Below are 17,921 nucleotides of genomic sequence, written 5' to 3' on the forward strand. Positions count from 1 at the left end.
ATACTTTTATTTTTTATTAACTTGTGACAATCTTACTTTCTTTTCTAAATCATATCATTTCATTCACCTATTTATACACCATATACACTATTCTGATATAATATTTTTCCGAAAATTAGATACCTTTATAATCAGTTTCAGTCACATACTTTCCCTTATACGAGAAAACATTACATTTCTAAGTATAAGAAAAAGAGTCAACCTACGCTGACTCTTTTCCTTATACTCTTACAATCGTTTCTTCAAATGTAATTATTGGTTCTAAAAGTTCCATCATATCAAAGGAGTTTTCAATCCGTTTCGTAAATACTTCTTTTAATTTATCACATTTTGGTTGCTCTATTGAGATTGTTACTTCATCACAAATTTCGTCTGACTACAACCATCCTTCTGCTTTGTTACTTCAAGCACTGCCGGCATTGCATTTTTCAACTCTTGTACGTGGGAAATCACACCGATAAATCGTCCTGATTTTTGTAAGTCTATTAATGCATCAACTGCTTTTGTTAGTGACTCTTCGTCAAGTGAGCCAAATCCTTCATCGATAAACATCGTTTCGATAGAAATACCGCCTTCATACGCTTGAATTACATCTGCCATACCAAGCGCTAGACAAAGCGATGCATTAAATTTCTCTCCGCCGGACAATGTTTTTACGTCACGCGTTTGGCCTGTGTATGCATCATATACATCTAATCCTAATCCACTTTGACGATTTCGTTTTTCAACTCGTTCACTTCTTTTTAAATAGAATTGTCCATTTGATAGTTTACGAAGTCTTTCGTTAGCAATTTGAACAATTTGTTCTAGATACTCAATTAAAATGTATCGTTCAAAGGAAATACGGCTCTCGTTATCCCCTTTCATGACTTCGTATAAATCAACAAGTTCTTGGAAAGCTTTTTCTTCTTCATGAATTTGTTCATCAATTCGTCTAATATTTTCATGTAAATCAGAAATGTATGCAACTGCACTTTGAGCACGCTGGCGTTTTTCTTTTGTAATATCAAGCTGAATTTCTAGTTCTTTCACTTGTTCTTCTAGAATCGTAATATCTATCCATTCTTTCCCCTCTAATTCATTTGCTAATTCTTCAATTTGTTTCGCTAATACTTCAAGGGATGAATAGTATTTTTGGATGTGCTCTTGCAGATGTTTCATTTCTACATCTGTTAATTTTGCTTCTTTATAAGCTTGTTGATCAATAAATCCACCTTGCTTTAGCTCTGTCGTAAAACGAAGTAAAGTTTCTTCTTTCTTTTCTTTTGTATGAGTTACTTGCTTCACAGCCCCATCGTACTCAGCTTGTACACGTATATTTTCATTTTGCCAATGTTGATAAGCTTCTTGTACTTTCTTCCACTCATCTTCCATAAAACGAAGCTCTTGAACAACATTGTCATACTGCTGTTTCCATGCTTCTAACGTTTGTAAGCTTTCAGGGATTTTTTGTTGATCATGTTCATAAGACGTACGAAGCTCTATACATTCTATTTCGGTGCGGTGCTGCGTAGCTTCGGCTTCACGTTTTTGCTTCTGTAACTCTTCTAATTGTTCTTCTAATCCTTTTAGACTTGAAGCCAATTGTTTACGCTTTTCTTCGCTTGCTTTTAATGCATTTACTTCGGCTACTAGTTGTTTTCCTTTTTGCACCAATTCGCGATATGTTTCAACTAATTCTTCTGGGCGATACCCACGCTTCACGACTTCTTCTATTACTTGTTCATACTGCAAGCGATAGAAATTCCATTTTTCTTCTAATTGAACGTGCAATTTTTCAGCAACATTCTTATTTTCCCGCAGTTCATCAAGCTGCTTCTCATCGATGGAATCTCCCAATTCTGTAGCTTTCTTCGGGTGATTCTTGCTACCACATACTGGACAAGATTCCCCGTCATGAAGATGAAGAGCCAACACACCAGCTTGTTCGTTTAACCAGCGGCGTTCCATATCTTCATACGATTTAACAACTATTTCCATTTTTTGATAAGCAGTTTGTTTTTCTTGTTCATATGTTTGTTTTTCTTTCCAAACGTCATATGCTTGCTTTAAGACTTTTGCATCTTCTCGCATATTTGTTAGTTCTTCTACTTTTACTACATATTGTTCAAGTGCTACTTCTAACTGCTGCAGTTCTCCAGCTATTTGTTGTTTTTGGGATATCTGTCCTTCTAGCTGTTGTTCAAGCTTATGAATACCTGTTTTTAACTGCTCACTCTGACGCTCTACCTTTTGCAATGTTGATTTTTTCTCTGCCAATGAAGCAATAATTGGCTGTAATTCTTCTAATCTCTGTACATTTTTCTTAGCTTCTTCACGTACAGGCTCTCTGCTCTTTAATTCTTCATATTTCTCCTGTGCAAGTAAAAAGGTTGCAGTCGTCCTTTCCTTCTTAACAACTATTTGCTTTAGTAATTGTTCGGCATTTTGTTCACTTTGCACTGCTTCTTCATACCACTGTTCGAATGGCAATAATCGTTTTGCTTGTTCTGCATGTTTAAAACGTTGTTCCTGCATTTCCATTTGCGTGCGATTCTCTTGTAAAGTTGTTTGTTGCTCTTGTTTCTGCTCTAAATCCTTGAATTTTTCATTAACAGACTTCGCTATATGAAAACGACCGTCTACTTCTTTCAATTGCTGTGTTTGTACTGTTTGCTGCATTTGTAATTGTTCAACTTCCGCTTCATAACAACTCGTTTCTTGTTCAAGTGCTTCAACTACCTGATGTGTATTGACGTGTTCCTGCTGCACTAATGTTTCTAACAACGAAGCATCTCGAACCGGCAACTTAAAGACATTACGAAAATACAGTTCTCTTTCTTTTTGCTTTTCTTGCAAGACGTCTTTCCACTGCTTCCGTTTTTGATCCAATAATTCACGCATTAATTTATAACGATCTGTTTTAAAAATACGTCGTAAAATTTCTTCTTTGTTTTCCGTTTCAGATGTTAGTAGTTTTCGAAATTCTCCTTGCGGAAGCATAACAATTTGGCTAAATTGATGCTTACTAAGTCCGATTAAATCTTCAACCTTTTTGTTCACATCTGTCACATGAAAACGGTCAACACATGGAACCTTCTCATCACCTATTACCTCATATAATTCAACAGCATGCCCAGTAACGGTTTTATTCCCTTGCTTTTTATGACCAAGTTGTCTTTTAATTTCATATTGTTTACCTTTCAATTGAAAGATTAATTCTACACTCGTATATACATTGTCATCAGCAAATTGGCTACGAAGCATGCTTGTATCACTACGTTCCTCTCCACTCGCTTCTCCATATAACACATAACAAATCGCATCAAATATCGTCGTTTTTCCCGCTCCTGTATTTCCTGAAATCGCAAAAATACGATGATCCCCTAAATCACTGAAATCAATAATCTCTCGCTGTTTATAAGGACCAAACGCCGTCATAATAAGTTGCAGTGGCCTCATCCTCGTTCACCTTCCCGTTCCTGCACTGTTTGTAATACTTCTAAGAAAAGACGCTCTTTCTCTTCTGATAAATCTGATCCCTTCATTTCTTTGTAAAAAGCTTTTAAAAGGGATACATCATCCGTTTTATGCCTAGAAACAACAATTTCATCTGCTTCTGTAAATTCTCTTCTTTGCATAGAGCGTTCAACATGCATTGCATTTGGATAGACAGAACGAATTTTCTCCATTGGCTGTAGTACAGGATTTTCATCTAATAATTTGACGAAAACGTAGTCCTCACTTGTCGGATGCTTTAATAAATCATCTATTTTCGCTTCTACTGTTCGCATTTGGCGTCGAGGTGTAAATAAGCGTTTCTCTATTGTCGTTTGTCCCATTTCATCTAATTCAACAATATAATACCCTTTTTTATGTCGCTCTTCAGAAATAGAATACGCAAGTGGTGACCCTGAATAGCGAATTGTTTCATTACGTACAAAATGCGCTTGATGTAAATGACCAAGCGCAGTGTAATGAAACTTGTCAAAATAGTGGCTATTAACATATTCAGCACCACCAATTGAAAGTGGCCGCTCTGCATCACTTGTGTTTTCTTCTGCTTCACCTGAAGAGGTAACAAATGCATGTCCCACAAATACATGTCTTGCTTCTTGATTCATTGTTTCCGAAAGTTCATTCATGAAAATACGCATCGCATCATCATGTGAGCGAATATCTTCATTTTTCATCACATGTCTAACAATATTTGGATCAGCATATGGTACTAAATGAAAATGTACTTCTCCATACGCATCATGTAAAACAACAGGTTCATAAGGAAATTGAAATTGTCCCACAATATGTAACCCTTGTTTCTTCATTAAACTACTGCCAAAATGAATACGGTCTGGACTATCATGATTCCCTGCTACCGCGATTACTGGTGTTTTCAAATCAATCACTATTTTTTGTAATACATCATTTAATAAGTCTACTGCTTCTGTCGGTGGAATTGCTCGGTCATATAAATCACCTGCAATGATTACGGCATCTGGTTTTTCTTCTTGTACAGCTTGAACGAACTGATCTAAAACAATCCGTTGATCTTCGGTCATATATACACCGTGAACAAGTTTTCCTAAATGCCAATCCGCTGTATGAAAAAGTTTCATCTTTCCCTTCCTTTCTCCCTTTTAATTTACTGATTGTAATGAAACAAGTTGATAATTAAGTATTGTCTTTCCATTTCCCCACTCTATCTTTTGAACAATTGCACTACCGATTCTTTCTTGATTAGATTTATATAAAGGTAACATTTCATCCACAGCAAATAAATGATAACCATCTAACGTTAATTGAAAAACATTTTCTTCTATATATAATCTCGTTTCTTGTTCATTTGAAATAATTTTCATATGCATCTCAAATTTCATATAAACACAACTCCTCTTAATTATTCTCTATACTTCAATAGTATAGTGGCTTCTCATGATTGACAAGTGAATAGATGATGAAGAATTTACTTACGTATTTGTTTATTTTTTTATTTTATAATACAGTATGTGAAATTTTAAAATTTAGAAAAATACTATGATGATGTCTATCGCTCCATTGCATACTTATTTTGCATGTAGAGATTGTTCTTTCCAAAAGAAAAGAAACCATTTTGATTAATCTTTTTTCAAAACAGTTTCTTTTTTATAACGTAAAATAATCTAGTTTGTGAGGGTATCTTTAATCAAATTTTATTTCTGCAAATAATCTTTCATTACATAGTACAATACAGTAATTAAAATAATCGCTATAAAAAATGAAAATAAGGCCACGATATACCCATCTTTATTTAATATAAAACAAAGTGAAATAGATATGATAAAAACCGGAAATACGAGACGTACTTTATCTTTCACTTCTTCTGTCGTATCTGTATGATGAAAATAATGTGTAATTCCTACCATGAGAGAAGACAAAATAATAACCGATAATAGCAAAGGCCCTGGCATTCCGATCTCCCCTTTCTCTATTCCTTATTATATACAAACTCAAGCTTCGTTAAAAGTTAGACAATTCAGCGAATATAACAAAATATGATTCTTATCTATATTCAATTCTTTTCTTCCAAGCATAAGAGTCATATATATAGTATATCCTCCATTTTCAACCTATAATCCATCATGATTGTTGTAATATTCCTTTTCATCCGTAGAAATCCTGCAAATAGAACTCGCCAAAATATGCATGTTTCTACAAAAAGTCTAATATTATGTCTAATTGTTCATTTGTTTAGACAGTTAGACACTTTTTTACTAGTATTTCTTCTTTATGAAAGGCATCAAAACTGGCACGATACTTGCTTATTAAATAAATTATAAAGGACATTTCAGATTGTATCGAGAAATAAGAACGAGAAGAGATATAAGAGGAGGATTCAAAATGACTGAAAATGTTTTATTTTCTATTAATGAAAATGGTGTTGCATCAATTACTTTAAACCGTCCAAAAGCGCTTAACTCTTTATCTTATGATATGTTAAAACCAATCGGGCAAAAACTAAAAGAATGGGAAAAGGATGATCAAATTTCCATTATCATCTTAAAAGGTGCTGGTACAAAAGGCTTTTGTGCTGGCGGTGATATTAAAACATTATATGAAGCACGTTCAAATGAAGCTGCATTACAGCATGCTGAACAGTTTTTTGAAGAAGAGTATGAAATAGATACTTATTTATATCATTATCCAAAACCAATTATCGCTTGTTTAGATGGAATTGTAATGGGTGGTGGTGTCGGCCTTACAAATGGTGCTACACATAGAATTGTCACAGAGCGTACAAAATGGGCAATGCCTGAAATGAACATTGGTTTTTTCCCAGATGTCGGCGCTGCTTACTTCTTAAATAAAGCACCAGGACAAACTGGTCATTATGTTGCATTAACAGCATCTGTCTTAAAAGCTGCTGATGTGTTATATATAAACGCCGCTGATCATTATATGCCGTCTGAAACGTTACCTACTTTTCTTAATGCAATTGAAAAAGTAAATTGGCACAATCAAAATGTACATATTACTTTAAAAGAACTCATTAATAAATATGAAACAACACCTAGTATAGAAAGTGAACTTGCTTCTGTGCAAGAAGAAATTGATAAGCACTTTTCATTCCAAACAGTCGAAGATATCATCCATTCATTAGAGAATGCTGAAAGTTCTTTCGCTTTAAAGACAAAAGAAACATTACTCTCAAAATCTCCATTCTCATTAAAAGTAACATTAAAGCAACTGATTGATGGGAAAGAAAAATCGATAGAAGAATGCTTTGCAACGGATCTCATACTCGCTAAAAATTTCATGAGACACGAAGATTTCTTTGAAGGAGTTCGTTCTGTCGTAGTCGATAAGGATCAAAACCCACAATACAAATATAAGCAATTAAGTGATGTTTCAGATGAAGAAGTAAATCGCTTCTTTAACCTTCTTAATGCATAATAGCAAACAGGCTAGATGAAAGCAGTTCATTTTCTGCTCTATCTAGCTTGTTTTATTACTGTACTATTTGTTGTAATCGAAAAACAATGTTGCCTTCTAAAATATGAGTGACTTCCTCTCCCTTATGTTTTAAAAATATATCTAAGGAAATAGCGTTAAGTGGTGAAGTCATTAAAGATGCAACTAAAGCACCAGTTAAATCCGGCGATAATAATTCATATGATAAATTTCCTACAATCATTTTTTACATTCGTTTGCCCTGACAACTAAATCAGTTGTATTCTTATCTTCCATTAGAAAACTAAAGGTTGGAACTTCTAATACTTTCTCTAACCCTCATTCAATTTGACTTAACATAAAAGGTGTTATTTCTGCTAACTTTGCTAGCCCTCTCATACTTAACCTTCTCTGTTTCGAAGCTCCTCTGCATTTATACCCCCTTTAACAATTTTATTAAATATACCTTAACATATTTAAATTTGATTTAACATTCAACTTAAATTGTGTTAAACTTATTTTGATTAAATTTTCAAAATAATAAACAAAGAAAGGCGGAGTGGTTGTGGAGAACTATCTTCTTTTTATTATCATGTCGATTTGTCTTATCATTTTACCTGGACCTGACACTGCAATGGCTACGAAAAACACCCTTACTGCCGGGAAAATCGGAGGCGTGAAAACGGTTTGCGGTACATGTATTGCCCTCTTAATTCATACTTTAGCTGCTGTAATTGGTCTTTCTGCTATTATTGTTAAATCAGCTTTCTTATTTTCTCTTTTTAAATATGTTGGTGCAATTTATCTCGTCTATTTAGGCATAAAAGCACTTTTATCCTTAAAAAACAAAAACAACATGGATATGAATGATCTGTCAATGAAACATACCGATGAAAACACTTCTTGTTTTCGCCAAGGTTTTCTTACTAATCTTTTAAATCCTAAAGTTGCTGTTTTCTTTTTGACCTTTTTACCGCAATTTTTAAATCCTAATCATAATACACTTGTTCAATTTTTAATTATGGGGCTTACCTACCTTGTTTTAACTGTAATATGGTTTGCTTTTTATATATTTTTAATTGATAAAATAAGTGTCTTTATGAAAAAGCCTGCTACACAAAGGTATATTCAAGGACTTACTGGTATTATATTAATTGGGTTTGGTATAAAATTAGCCTTCGAAAAAAACAGTTAGCAATAAAAATCCACCGCTCATGAATGAGTGGTGGATTTTTCGTACATGTAACAAGTTACATACGTGTTCTATCTATTAAAACCAGCGCTCTGTTACAACTTTTTTACGTGTGTAGAATTGAACACCATCTGTTCCATTTGTTCCAAGATCACCGTAGAAGGACGCTTTATTTCCTGCAAATGCGAAGAATGCCATTGGAGCTGGAACGTTAACGTTTACACCAATCATTCCTGCATCTATGTTATCACGGAATGTTTGTGCATGTTTGCCACTTGATGTATAAATAACAGCACCATTTGCAAATTTTGATTGGTTTGTTAGCTTAATTCCTTCTTCTAAATCTTTTACTCTCACAATGCTCAGTACTGGAGCAAAAATTTCGTCTTGCCAAATTTTCATATCTTGATTTACACCATCAAAGATTGTTGCTCCAACGAAATACCCATCGCCAATTTCTTCATTAATCTTACGACCATCTACTAATAAAGTAGCTCCATCTGCTACACCACTATGAATATAGCCTAGTACACGCTCTTTATGAGATTCACGAATTAATGGTCCTACATAATTATCTTCTTGGAAACCATCGCCTACTTTTAATTTACGTGTTTCTGCTACTAGAACATCAATAAATTCATCGGCAATTTCATCTACAACCGCTACAACAGAGCATGCCATGCAGCGCTCTCCACTACTCGCAAACGCTGACCCAATTACACCTTGTACTGTCTTTTCAAGGTTGCAATCCGGCATAACAATCGCATGGTTTTTTGCTCCTGCAAGTGCTTGTACTCGTTTTCCATATTTTGTTCCTGTTTCGTATACATAGCGTGCAACTGGTTCAGATCCAACAAATGAAACAGCTTGAATATCTTTATTTTCTAGAATACTATTTACAACGTCTTTTCCACCTTGTACTAAGTTTAAAACTCCTTTTGGAAACCCTGCTTCATAGAATAATTCTACTAATCTTTCTGCTAAAAGTGGTGTTCTTTCAGATGTTTTCAATACAAATGTATTACCACAAGCAATTGCTAACGGGAACATCCATAGCGGAATCATCATTGGGAAGTTAAACGGTGTAATCCCCGCAACAACTCCAATTGGGTAGCGCCAAATGGAACCATCAATTCCGCCCGCAATGTTTGGAAGTGCTTGTCCCATCATTAAATTTGGTGTTGATGTTGCAAGTTCTACGGCCTCAATCCCGCGCTGCACTTCGCCAGTTGCATCTTTTAATGTTTTACCATTTTCCAATGTAATGATTTTTGCAAGCTCATCTTTATTTTCTTGTAAAAGTTGTAAATATTTATATAGCTGTCTTGAGCGATTTGGAACCGGTACTTTCGACCATGTTTCATAAGCTGCTTTTGCTGCTTCAACAGCACGATCCACATCTTCTTTTGGAGAAAGTGGAACATAAGCAATGATTTTCCCAGTCGCAGGATTTGGAACAGCTTCCACTTCTGTACCAGTAGATTCTACCCATTCACCATTAATATGATTTTTCACGCGTTTAATTTCTGTTGTAATCATTGTATTCGCTCCTTTTTATTTTTATATTTGCTAGTATTCATTATTATTTATGACTAGAGATTAATTGCTCACTTACCTTTTGATATAAGGCAGCCATGTCTTTTTCACCATATCCTGCTTTACCAGCTTCATCATATAAACTCAAAAGCATTTCACTTACTGGTAAGTGAAGCTCGCTTTCTTTTGCTAGATCAACTGCAAATCCTAAGTCTTTCTTTAGTAGATTTACAGTAAACCCTGGCTCATAGTTTTCTGGTGCAATAAAGCTTTTATAATTACGCTCATAAATTCTACTTTGGCCATAGCTCACATTTAAAATATCAAACATTTTATCTAAATCCATATTGTTTTTCTTTGCTAAAGTCAAAGCTTCACTAACACCTGCTGTATAAAAACCAATTAATAAGTTATTAATAAGCTTTACAGTTGTACCACTCTCAATTTGCTCACTCACATGAAAAATATTTGCCCCTAATACTTCCATCACTGGTAAGCCCTTTTCGTACACTTCTTTTGATCCACCAACCATAAAAGTTAATGTGCGGTTTTCCGCTCCTATCACTCCACCACTAACTGGCGCTGCTAAGAAGTCTATTTTTTTATCATTCGCAGCATCTGCCAATCTTTTATTTAGCTCTGGTGCTACTGTGCTTGTATCAATTAGAACAACATTCGAATGGCTATTCTCAATTAGACCTTCTTCACCAAAGTAAACAGCTTCAACAGCTCGAGGCGATGGTAAACTTGTAAAAATCAAATCACATGTTTCTGCCAAATTTGCAATGGATAAGCCAATGATTCCTCCTTCTTTCTCAAAAGAAGCTTCCGCATCTTTATTTAAATCTAATCCATATACTGTGTAATTTGATTTAACTAAATTTTTAGACATCGGAAGACCCATATTACCTAAACCAATAAAACCAATCTTTTTCATACTGTTCTCCTCCTATTTAAACAATATATTTCCCACGATTTATAATCGCTTTTGCGATTTCTCTTTTCTTCGTAAATACGTTCGTATATAGAGGTACTGACAGTTGACGAATTTCATCTAGAATAGCGTTTCTATTTTGCTCCTCTTGTACTGCTGCAGAAAGAAGAACAATTGCCGCTGATTCTACTTTTCGATACCCTTCTTCACAAAGAACATCTGTTATAGATTGTTTTGTACGTTCTTTTTCTTCACCATTTTTACTTACCGCTTTCTTTGTACGTAAAAATGCCGATTCCATTACATACACATCTTTCAACATGTCCGCTAATACGCGTGAATATTCTTGTTCTTGTTCAATTTTTAGTTCAGGAGTTTGAGATAGCGTTTTCAAAGATTGCTTCAATAATTGTTTTGATAATAAAATATAGCGATGATTACGTTCTACATTATCAAACGTACCTTCATCTACTTGATCTCCTAGCTGCTTCGTTTGTTTCATTAACATTTTCGCAACTGTTAAGCGGTTAATTTCATTCGTTCCTTCAAATATACGGCTAATTCTAGCATCACGGTATAATCGTTCTACTTCATATTCTTGCATATAACCATAACCACCGTGAATTTGTACCGCTTCATCTACAATATTTCCAAGTGTTTCTGAAGCGTTCACTTTGTTGATTGCGCATTCCATTGCAAATTGAGACATTTTCTGCATAATGCTTTCATCACTCTCATGAATTGCTTCATCAATTACACCTGCTGTTCGATAAGCTGCGCTCTCTGCACCGTATGTAGCAATAATCATATTTGCAATTTTCTCTTGGATCATCGTGAAATCAACTAATTCTGTTTGAAACTGTTTTCGTTCTTTTCCATATTGAACAGATAGACCAATTGCTTGCTTTGCTGTCCCAATATTTCCGAAAGCAAGTTTCAGTCTAGCAAAATTGAGAATATTAAGAGCTACGTGATGTCCCTTTCCAACTTCACCTAGTACATTTTCAGCAGGAATGACGACATCCTCTAAAATCAGTGTCGCAGTTGATGAACCTTTAATACCCATCTTCTTTTCTTCTAAGCCAATCGAAACGCCTTCACATGTTCTTTCGACAATAAATGCTGTCATTCCTTTATTTGTCTTCGCAAAAACAACATATACATCAGCCATATGAGCATTTGTAATCCACTGCTTTTCACCATTTAATGTCCATGCTGTTCCTTCTTCATTTAAAACAGCACTTGTTTTTGCACTTAATGCATCAGATCCAGCGTTTGGCTCTGTTAATGCATAAGCTCCAATCCATTCGCCTGACGCAATTTTTGGTAAGTATTTTTCCTTCTGCTCTTTTGTTCCGTAATATATATATGGCAGCGTTCCTACTCCAGCGTGAATATTAAAAGAAACACTAAACGCTCCTGCATATCCCATCTTTTCTGCTACAAGTCCCGAAACTGCTTTCCCTAATTCAAACCCACCATATTCTTCCGGAACCTCTATACTTAGCAATCCAAGTTCTCCAGCCTTTTCAAATAGCTGGCGCGAAACTTGATAATTGTGCTGCTCAATATGTTCAATTTGCGGAACAATTTCTTGTTTCACAAATTGTTCTGTTGTTTTTGCGATTAAATCTTCATCACCTGAAAAATCCTCAGGTGTAAAAAAGGTTGTATGAAGCTCCTGATTCAGCGAAAAAAATTCGTCCCATTGCAACTTTGTTTTCTCCATCTGTATCCCCCTATCATTTCGGTCTTCATTTTATTTATATGCAAAATCTATGCCAAACTAAAAACTTGATAGAACAAGGGCGAAATGACAAGAAAACGTAAAACTGTCTAGACAGTTTTACACTCGATATAACAAATTGTCTAGATTTTGAATCGGGACAATTTGTTATACAGGGTCGCCCTAGAAATCCCTAACAATGCCGCTGCTTTTGACTTATTTCCTTTTGCTTCTTTTAAAACGTGTTCAATTAATCCTCTTTCTTCCTCTTCACGCACCACTTTCATCGCTTCTTGTTTTGCAGGTAAGGACTGAATCATAGGTACTAGTTTCTTTTGCTCCATATCCCGATAATAAAATTCTTCTGGTAAATCCTTCGCTCGTATATGTGCATCATCTGATAGTGCGAATAGTCTTTCTAACACATTGATTAATTCCCTGACATTACCTGGCCAGTTATAATGGAACATAAGACGTAATACTTCTTTATCAAGTGTCTTTTCTTCGGCACCATACATTTGACATAACTTTTGTAAATGTTCTTCGACAATGAGTGGTATATCTTGTTTTCGAAAGCGAAGCGGCGGAATATGGATCGGAATAACATGAAGACGATGATATAAATCCTCTCTAAAAGTTCCTTCTCTCACCATTTGTTTTAAATCTTTATTTGTCGCTGCGATTAGCCTGAAATCAACAGGTATTGGATGTGTACCACCTATTCTTTCTATTTCCCTTTCTTGTAAAACGCGTAAAATTTTCACTTGCGTTAATAGAGACATATCGCCTATCTCGTCTAAAAATAACGTTCCATGATTTGCAAGCTCAAACTTTCCTGCCTTCCCGTTCTTTTTCGCACCTGTAAAAGCCCCTTCTGCATAACCAAACAATTCAGATTCTAGTAAATTATCAGGAATGGCAGCACAGTTTACACTAATAAATGGACCGTTGTTTGTTACACCAGCACCGTGTATAGCCCGCGCAAATTGCTCTTTACCAACACCACTTTCTCCAGTAATTAATACAGACGCTTTCGATCTAGCAGCTTTTCGAGCCATTTTTTTCGTTTCCGAAATCGGCTGACTTTCTCCGAGAATATCTTCAAAGTGAATTTGCTTCTTCTTCGGTTTTGAGAATGATGGTTTGACAACACCTTCTTTTTGATCAAATCTCTCTAGTATTTTATAAATATCTGAAATTCCTTCATGAATCAACATCCCTACAGCACCTATCACTCTACCCTGCTTCCAAATTGGCATCCGGTGCACAACTAGATTCTGTCCTTGTAGGCGGTGCACTTGATTTCTTTCTGGTACTCCTGTTTTTAATACAACTGGAAGCCGTGTATTCTCAATTACATTCTCAGCGCGCTGTCCGATTGCTTCTTCTTTCGTTACACCAACAAAACGACTATACGTGTCATTAAACATTTGAATAACGCCATTTTCATCTACAATCGCAATCCCTTCATACGCAGTATCAAAGGAAAGCCGTAACCATTCTATTACACGCTTTGCTTCTTCTAATTGTTGTTTTATAAATTTTTGAAAGGCAAGAAGCTCATTTTGACCTATTACTCCTTCTAACATTCCACTTTTTTCATTTAGTACATAAAACGGTAAACGCTGAACCACTTCCATTGCATCCACTCTTGTTCCATTGTGAAAAGATTTATCTATAATCATATGAACGAAGGTACTTTCATCACTATTTTCTTTCAGCCACTGCACACAATCTAGTAATTTCACAATACCTATCATTCTTTCTTCCTCTAGTACAGGCAGTTCTTCAGTTTTTGATGCGATTAGTAGATTGATTGCCTCTGCAATCGTATTACTCGTTTTCACAAACTGAAACTCTTTATTCAGCCATCTTCCTACAGAGTAATCTTCTATAGAGTTCATATGTTTCCACCTCTTTTGCAAGCAATTAGGAAATATGAAAAGGCGATGACTCTTCACATCAAGCAGTTGTTTTTGCCAAAGATGTATCATCATCGCCTTTTCCCTTTGTTTTATTGATCTTCAGATAAAACTGTTTTTGCAATTCCGTTATCTAATTCTTCAAAATCATGATATGAAATTGTTTCATATAATTCACTTCTCGTTTGCATATTAGATAGTCCTTCTTTTTGTGAGCCTGTTTCTTTAATAAGTGTGAATACACGCTCATATGCTTTTGCTGCAACGCGAAGTGATGTAACCGGATAAATTACCATTTGGAAGCCCATATTTGCAAATTCTTCTGCACTATAATATGGTGTCTTTCCAAACTCAGTCATGTTCGCAAGTAGTGGAACATTTACTTTACTGTTAAATAAACGGAATTCCTCTTCAGATTGAAGCGCTTCCGGGAAAATAGCATCTGCACCTGCTTCTACATAAGCAACCGCTCTTTCGATTGCTGCATCCAGCCCTTCTACACCACGAGCATCTGTACGTGCTACAATAATAAGTGTTGGTGCTACTTCTTTAATTGCTTTAATCTTTTGTACGAGTTCTTCAGTGGAAACAAGTTTTTTTCCATTTAAATGTCCACATTTTTTCGGTAATTGTTGATCTTCAATTTGAACAGCAGCTACATTTGCTTCCACCATTTCCACAGCAGTTCTTGCTACGTTTAATACCCCGCCAAATCCTGTATCAATATCAACAAGAAGAGGTAAGTCCGTCGCTCTAACAAGGTCTCTTGCTCTCTCAGCTACTTCAGTAGACGTTACAATTCCTAAATCCGGCAACCCTTTGCTTGCTGTATAAGCAGCTCCTGATAAATAAAGAGCTGAAAATCCAGTTTTTTTTGCAACAAGAGCAGCCATTGCATCATGTGCACCAGGAATTTGTAAAATTTCAGGTGCTTCTACTAAAGCTCGGAATCGATTGGCAAGCTCCTCCTGTGTTGACTGTTTATTCACAACCCAAGCCATTCTAAATTCCCCCTATTATTAAATTAAGAATAGATCTACAAATTCGTTAACATTCATATTTTCTAGTTTTTCTTCATTTAGACAAGCTTCATGAATTTTTTCTTGTTGTTTACTAGAATAATGACCTGCCATATTTGCAGTGAATTTTTGAACAACTTTTGGAATCGCTTCGTCTCTACGGAAACGGTGGCCTAATGGATATTCACACTCTACGTTTTCTGTTACTGTGCCATCTTTAAAATGAACTTGAACAGCGTTGGCGATTGAGCGCTTGTTCGGATCAAGGTAATCTAAACTGTATTGTTTATTTTCAACAACAACCATCTTATTTCTTAATTCATCTACACGAGGGTCAGAAGCTACTTCATCCTCATAATCATCCGCAACGATATCACCTTTTAATAAACCGATTGCAGTAATGTATTGTAAGCAATGATCACGATCAGCTGGGTTATTTAATGGTCCTTCTTTATCGATAATACGAATTGCTGATTCATGAGTTGTAATTGTAATGCGATCAATTTCATCTAATCTTTCTTTAATTTCCGGATGTAATTTCACAGCACATTCTGCAGCTGTTTGTGCATGGAATTCTGCTGGGTATGACACTTTGAATAATACATTTTCCATTACATAAGATTCTAGCGGTCTTGCTAACTTTAATTCTTGCTTATTAAATAATACATCTTGGAATCCCCATCCTGGTGCAGATAATGCTGTTGGGTAACCCATTTCACCTTTTAGAGCAGTCATTGCAAGATGAACACCGCGGCTCGTCGCATCACCTGCTGCCCATGATTTACGTGAACCAGTATTTGGAGCGTGACGGTATGTACGAAGACTAGAATTATCAATCCACGCATGTGATAATGCATTAAAGATTTCTTCACGTGTTCCACCAAGCATTTTCGCAACTACAGCCGTCGTCGCTACTTTTACGTATAATACATGGTCAAGACCAACGCGGTTTAAGCTATTTTCTAAAGCAAGTACGCCTTGAATTTCATGTGCTTTAATCATCATTTCTAGTACTTCACGTACTTTTAATGGTTCTTTTCCTTCTGAAATACGGACGCGACTAATATAATCTGCAACTGCTAAAATTCCACCTAAGTTATCTGATGGATGTCCCCATTCTGCAGCTAGCCATGTATCGTTATAATCTAGCCAACGAATCATACACCCAATATTAAAAGCACCTTTTACTGGATCAAGTACAAATGACGTTCCCGGTACACGTGTACCGTTTGGCACGATAGTTCCTGGTACAACTGGTCCTAATAATTTTGTACACTCTGGGTATTGAAGTGCTAAAATTCCACATCCAAGCGTATCAAGTAACACATAGCGAGCTGTACTGAATGCTTCTGCACTTGTCACCTCTTTGTTTAATACATAATCCGTAATTTCTTCTAAAATTGCATCTTTTTGTTTAATTTCATTTGTTTTAATCATGCTATTCTTCCCTTTCTGTCGAAAATTCGTTATTATTAAGGATGGGTGTCGGTCAAACACCCACCTGGCGGGCGGCTCTAACAACTCCCCAGTTGTTTTTATTTGCTAAGCACATGTCGCTCGCCGATATAATTTACACGTGGACGGAACAATCGATTATTTGTATGTTGCTCAATCACATGCGCACATAAGCCCACCGTTCTTGAACTGAAAAAGATTGGTGTATATAGTTGAATTGGAATACCTAACATCCAATACACTGGTGCTGCATAATAATCTAAGTTCGGATAAATGCCTTTTTCCTTCTCCATAATCTTTTCTCCAGCTTCACACATTTCATATAATGTATAATCACCTTTTACATCACATAACTGTTTTAAAGCTTCTTTCATCATAAGTGCCCTTGGATCCATCTTCTTCATGTAGACGCGATGTCCAAATCCCATGATTTTTTCTTTGTTATATAATTTCTTTTGCAGTAACTCTTCAAATTTCTCAACATTACCTGCTTCTAACAACATGTACATAACCGCTTCATTTGCACCGCCATGTAAGCTTCCTTTTAAAGATGCAACCGCACCAGTTAAAGCACCATATAAATCTGATTGCGTAGATGCAATCACGCGTGCTGTAAATGTAGAGTTCGGCATTTCATGTTCGCTATATAAAACTAAGGAACGATCAAAGATTTTCTCTTCCAGCTCAGTTGGTTTTTTGCCAGTTAACATATAAAAGAAATTCGCACTATACGATAATTCTTTTAGAGGCTGAACAGGCTCTTCATTATTTAAAATATGGTAACTGTTCGCCACAATATTCGGCACTTTGCTTAATAACTTATAACCGCGATCTTTATTCACTTCTAACGAACGATTTTCAATATCGTTATCGTAACCAGCTAATGCCGATACGCCTGTACGTAATCCGTCCATCGGATGTGTTTCTTTTGGTAATGCTTTTAAAACATTAAACACACCTTCAGGTACTTCATATTCTTCCTTCAATTTCTTTTCAAGCGCCTTTTTTTCATTCTCATTTGGTAGATGTTCTTCTAGTAAAAGGTGCACAATATCTAAATACTCTTTTGTCTTTGATAGTTCAATTAAGTCATATCCTTGAATAACAATTTCACCTTTTACTGTGTCAAGAAACGAGATTTTCGTCTCCGCTGCGACTACACCATCTAATCCCGGGGAAAATTTTTCTTCAGCTTTCATTATCATTTCCTCCAATCCTAATAGATCTTCGT

Annotated in this window: 14 protein-coding genes; 2 read left to right on the forward strand and 12 right to left on the reverse strand. The window is 35.7% G+C overall.

Going from position 1 to position 17,921, the window contains the following annotated elements:
• Positions 1-351: 351 nt before the first annotated feature.
• The 4 genes from KFD70_RS00305 to KFD70_RS00320 all read right to left on the reverse strand — a co-directional run bounded on the left by KFD70_RS00305 (position 352) and on the right by KFD70_RS00320 (position 5,426).
• The gene (locus tag KFD70_RS00305; protein ID WP_336452505.1) at positions 352-3,441 is read right to left on the reverse strand and encodes an AAA family ATPase; all 3,090 of its coding nucleotides are present in this window, start codon (positions 3,439-3,441) and stop codon (positions 352-354) included.
• Positions 3,438-4,595, reverse strand: a complete 1,158-nt coding sequence (locus tag KFD70_RS00310) for an exonuclease SbcCD subunit D (protein ID WP_336452506.1) — start codon at positions 4,593-4,595, stop codon at positions 3,438-3,440. The genes KFD70_RS00305 and KFD70_RS00310 overlap by 4 nt, the downstream gene beginning before the upstream one ends.
• Positions 4,596-4,616: 21 nt before the next feature.
• Positions 4,617-4,856, reverse strand: a complete 240-nt coding sequence (locus KFD70_RS00315) for a DUF2584 family protein (RefSeq protein WP_336452507.1) — start codon at positions 4,854-4,856, stop codon at positions 4,617-4,619.
• A gap of 312 nt (positions 4,857-5,168) precedes the next feature.
• Complete coding sequence (locus KFD70_RS00320; RefSeq protein ID WP_336452508.1) at positions 5,169-5,426, reverse strand: hypothetical protein; 258 nt, start codon at positions 5,424-5,426, stop codon at positions 5,169-5,171.
• A 430-nt stretch (positions 5,427-5,856) separates the two neighbouring features.
• On the opposite strand from KFD70_RS00320, the gene KFD70_RS00325 reads away from it, so the two are divergent.
• Positions 5,857-6,909: an enoyl-CoA hydratase/isomerase family protein gene (locus KFD70_RS00325; RefSeq protein ID WP_336452509.1), complete on the forward strand. Its 1,053-nt coding sequence runs from the start codon at positions 5,857-5,859 to the stop codon at positions 6,907-6,909.
• Between the two features lie 55 nt (positions 6,910-6,964).
• Here KFD70_RS00325 and KFD70_RS00330 read toward each other — a convergent pair whose 3' ends face one another.
• The gene (locus KFD70_RS00330) at positions 6,965-7,150 is read right to left on the reverse strand and encodes a hypothetical protein (RefSeq protein ID WP_336452510.1); all 186 of its coding nucleotides are present in this window, start codon (positions 7,148-7,150) and stop codon (positions 6,965-6,967) included.
• Between the two features lie 348 nt (positions 7,151-7,498).
• On the opposite strand from KFD70_RS00330, the gene KFD70_RS00335 reads away from it, so the two are divergent.
• Positions 7,499-8,101, forward strand: coding sequence for a LysE family translocator (locus tag KFD70_RS00335; RefSeq protein WP_336452645.1), 603 nt, complete (start codon positions 7,499-7,501; stop codon positions 8,099-8,101).
• Between the two features lie 75 nt (positions 8,102-8,176).
• Here the strand turns inward: KFD70_RS00335 and KFD70_RS00340 are convergent, their stop codons facing one another.
• The 7 genes from KFD70_RS00340 to mmgD form a co-directional block, all read right to left on the reverse strand.
• A complete protein-coding gene (locus KFD70_RS00340; protein ID WP_336452511.1) occupies positions 8,177-9,637 on the reverse strand; it encodes a CoA-acylating methylmalonate-semialdehyde dehydrogenase in 1,461 nt (486 codons plus the stop codon).
• A 43-nt stretch (positions 9,638-9,680) separates the two neighbouring features.
• Positions 9,681-10,571: an NAD(P)-dependent oxidoreductase gene (locus KFD70_RS00345; protein ID WP_336452512.1), complete on the reverse strand. Its 891-nt coding sequence runs from the start codon at positions 10,569-10,571 to the stop codon at positions 9,681-9,683.
• A 16-nt stretch (positions 10,572-10,587) separates the two neighbouring features.
• Positions 10,588-12,297: an acyl-CoA dehydrogenase FadE gene (locus tag KFD70_RS00350; RefSeq protein WP_336452513.1), complete on the reverse strand. Its 1,710-nt coding sequence runs from the start codon at positions 12,295-12,297 to the stop codon at positions 10,588-10,590.
• Positions 12,298-12,437: 140 nt separating this feature from the next.
• Complete coding sequence (locus KFD70_RS00355; protein ID WP_336452514.1) at positions 12,438-14,198, reverse strand: sigma 54-interacting transcriptional regulator; 1,761 nt, start codon at positions 14,196-14,198, stop codon at positions 12,438-12,440.
• 110 nt (positions 14,199-14,308) lie between these two features.
• Positions 14,309-15,217, reverse strand: a complete 909-nt coding sequence (prpB, locus tag KFD70_RS00360) for a methylisocitrate lyase (protein WP_336452515.1) — start codon at positions 15,215-15,217, stop codon at positions 14,309-14,311.
• 18 nt (positions 15,218-15,235) lie between these two features.
• Entirely contained in the window at positions 15,236-16,672 is a 1,437-nt protein-coding gene (prpD, locus tag KFD70_RS00365) for a 2-methylcitrate dehydratase (RefSeq protein ID WP_336452516.1), read from the reverse strand.
• A gap of 98 nt (positions 16,673-16,770) precedes the next feature.
• A complete protein-coding gene (gene mmgD, locus KFD70_RS00370) occupies positions 16,771-17,889 on the reverse strand; it encodes a citrate synthase (protein WP_336452517.1) in 1,119 nt (372 codons plus the stop codon).
• Positions 17,890-17,921: the final 32 nt, after the last annotated feature.

Source organism: Bacillus pfraonensis, assembly GCF_050768835.1.
GTDB classification, from domain to species: Bacteria; Bacillota; Bacilli; order Bacillales; family Bacillaceae_G; genus Bacillus_A; species Bacillus_A pfraonensis.

What these genes read in the sequence shown, in the direction of transcription:
- KFD70_RS00305 (WP_336452505.1), bottom strand. Translation starts at nt 3,441, where the DNA reads ATGAGGCCACTGCAACTTATTATGACGGCGTTTGGTCCTTATAAACAG.
- KFD70_RS00310 (WP_336452506.1), bottom strand. Translation starts at nt 4,595, where the DNA reads ATGAAACTTTTTCATACAGCGGATTGGCATTTAGGAAAACTTGTTCAC.
- KFD70_RS00315 (WP_336452507.1), bottom strand. Translation starts at nt 4,856, where the DNA reads ATGAAATTTGAGATGCATATGAAAATTATTTCAAATGAACAAGAAACG.
- KFD70_RS00320 (WP_336452508.1), bottom strand. Translation starts at nt 5,426, where the DNA reads ATGCCAGGGCCTTTGCTATTATCGGTTATTATTTTGTCTTCTCTCATG.
- KFD70_RS00325 (WP_336452509.1), top strand. Translation starts at nt 5,857, where the DNA reads ATGACTGAAAATGTTTTATTTTCTATTAATGAAAATGGTGTTGCATCA.
- KFD70_RS00330 (WP_336452510.1), bottom strand. Translation starts at nt 7,150, where the DNA reads ATGATTGTAGGAAATTTATCATATGAATTATTATCGCCGGATTTAACT.
- KFD70_RS00335 (WP_336452645.1), top strand. Translation starts at nt 7,499, where the DNA reads ATGTCGATTTGTCTTATCATTTTACCTGGACCTGACACTGCAATGGCT.
- KFD70_RS00340 (WP_336452511.1), bottom strand. Translation starts at nt 9,637, where the DNA reads ATGATTACAACAGAAATTAAACGCGTGAAAAATCATATTAATGGTGAA.
- KFD70_RS00345 (WP_336452512.1), bottom strand. Translation starts at nt 10,571, where the DNA reads ATGAAAAAGATTGGTTTTATTGGTTTAGGTAATATGGGTCTTCCGATG.
- KFD70_RS00350 (WP_336452513.1), bottom strand. Translation starts at nt 12,297, where the DNA reads ATGGAGAAAACAAAGTTGCAATGGGACGAATTTTTTTCGCTGAATCAG.
- KFD70_RS00355 (WP_336452514.1), bottom strand. Translation starts at nt 14,198, where the DNA reads ATGAACTCTATAGAAGATTACTCTGTAGGAAGATGGCTGAATAAAGAG.
- prpB (WP_336452515.1), bottom strand. Translation starts at nt 15,217, where the DNA reads ATGGCTTGGGTTGTGAATAAACAGTCAACACAGGAGGAGCTTGCCAAT.
- prpD (WP_336452516.1), bottom strand. Translation starts at nt 16,672, where the DNA reads ATGATTAAAACAAATGAAATTAAACAAAAAGATGCAATTTTAGAAGAA.
- mmgD (WP_336452517.1), bottom strand. Translation starts at nt 17,889, where the DNA reads ATGAAAGCTGAAGAAAAATTTTCCCCGGGATTAGATGGTGTAGTCGCA.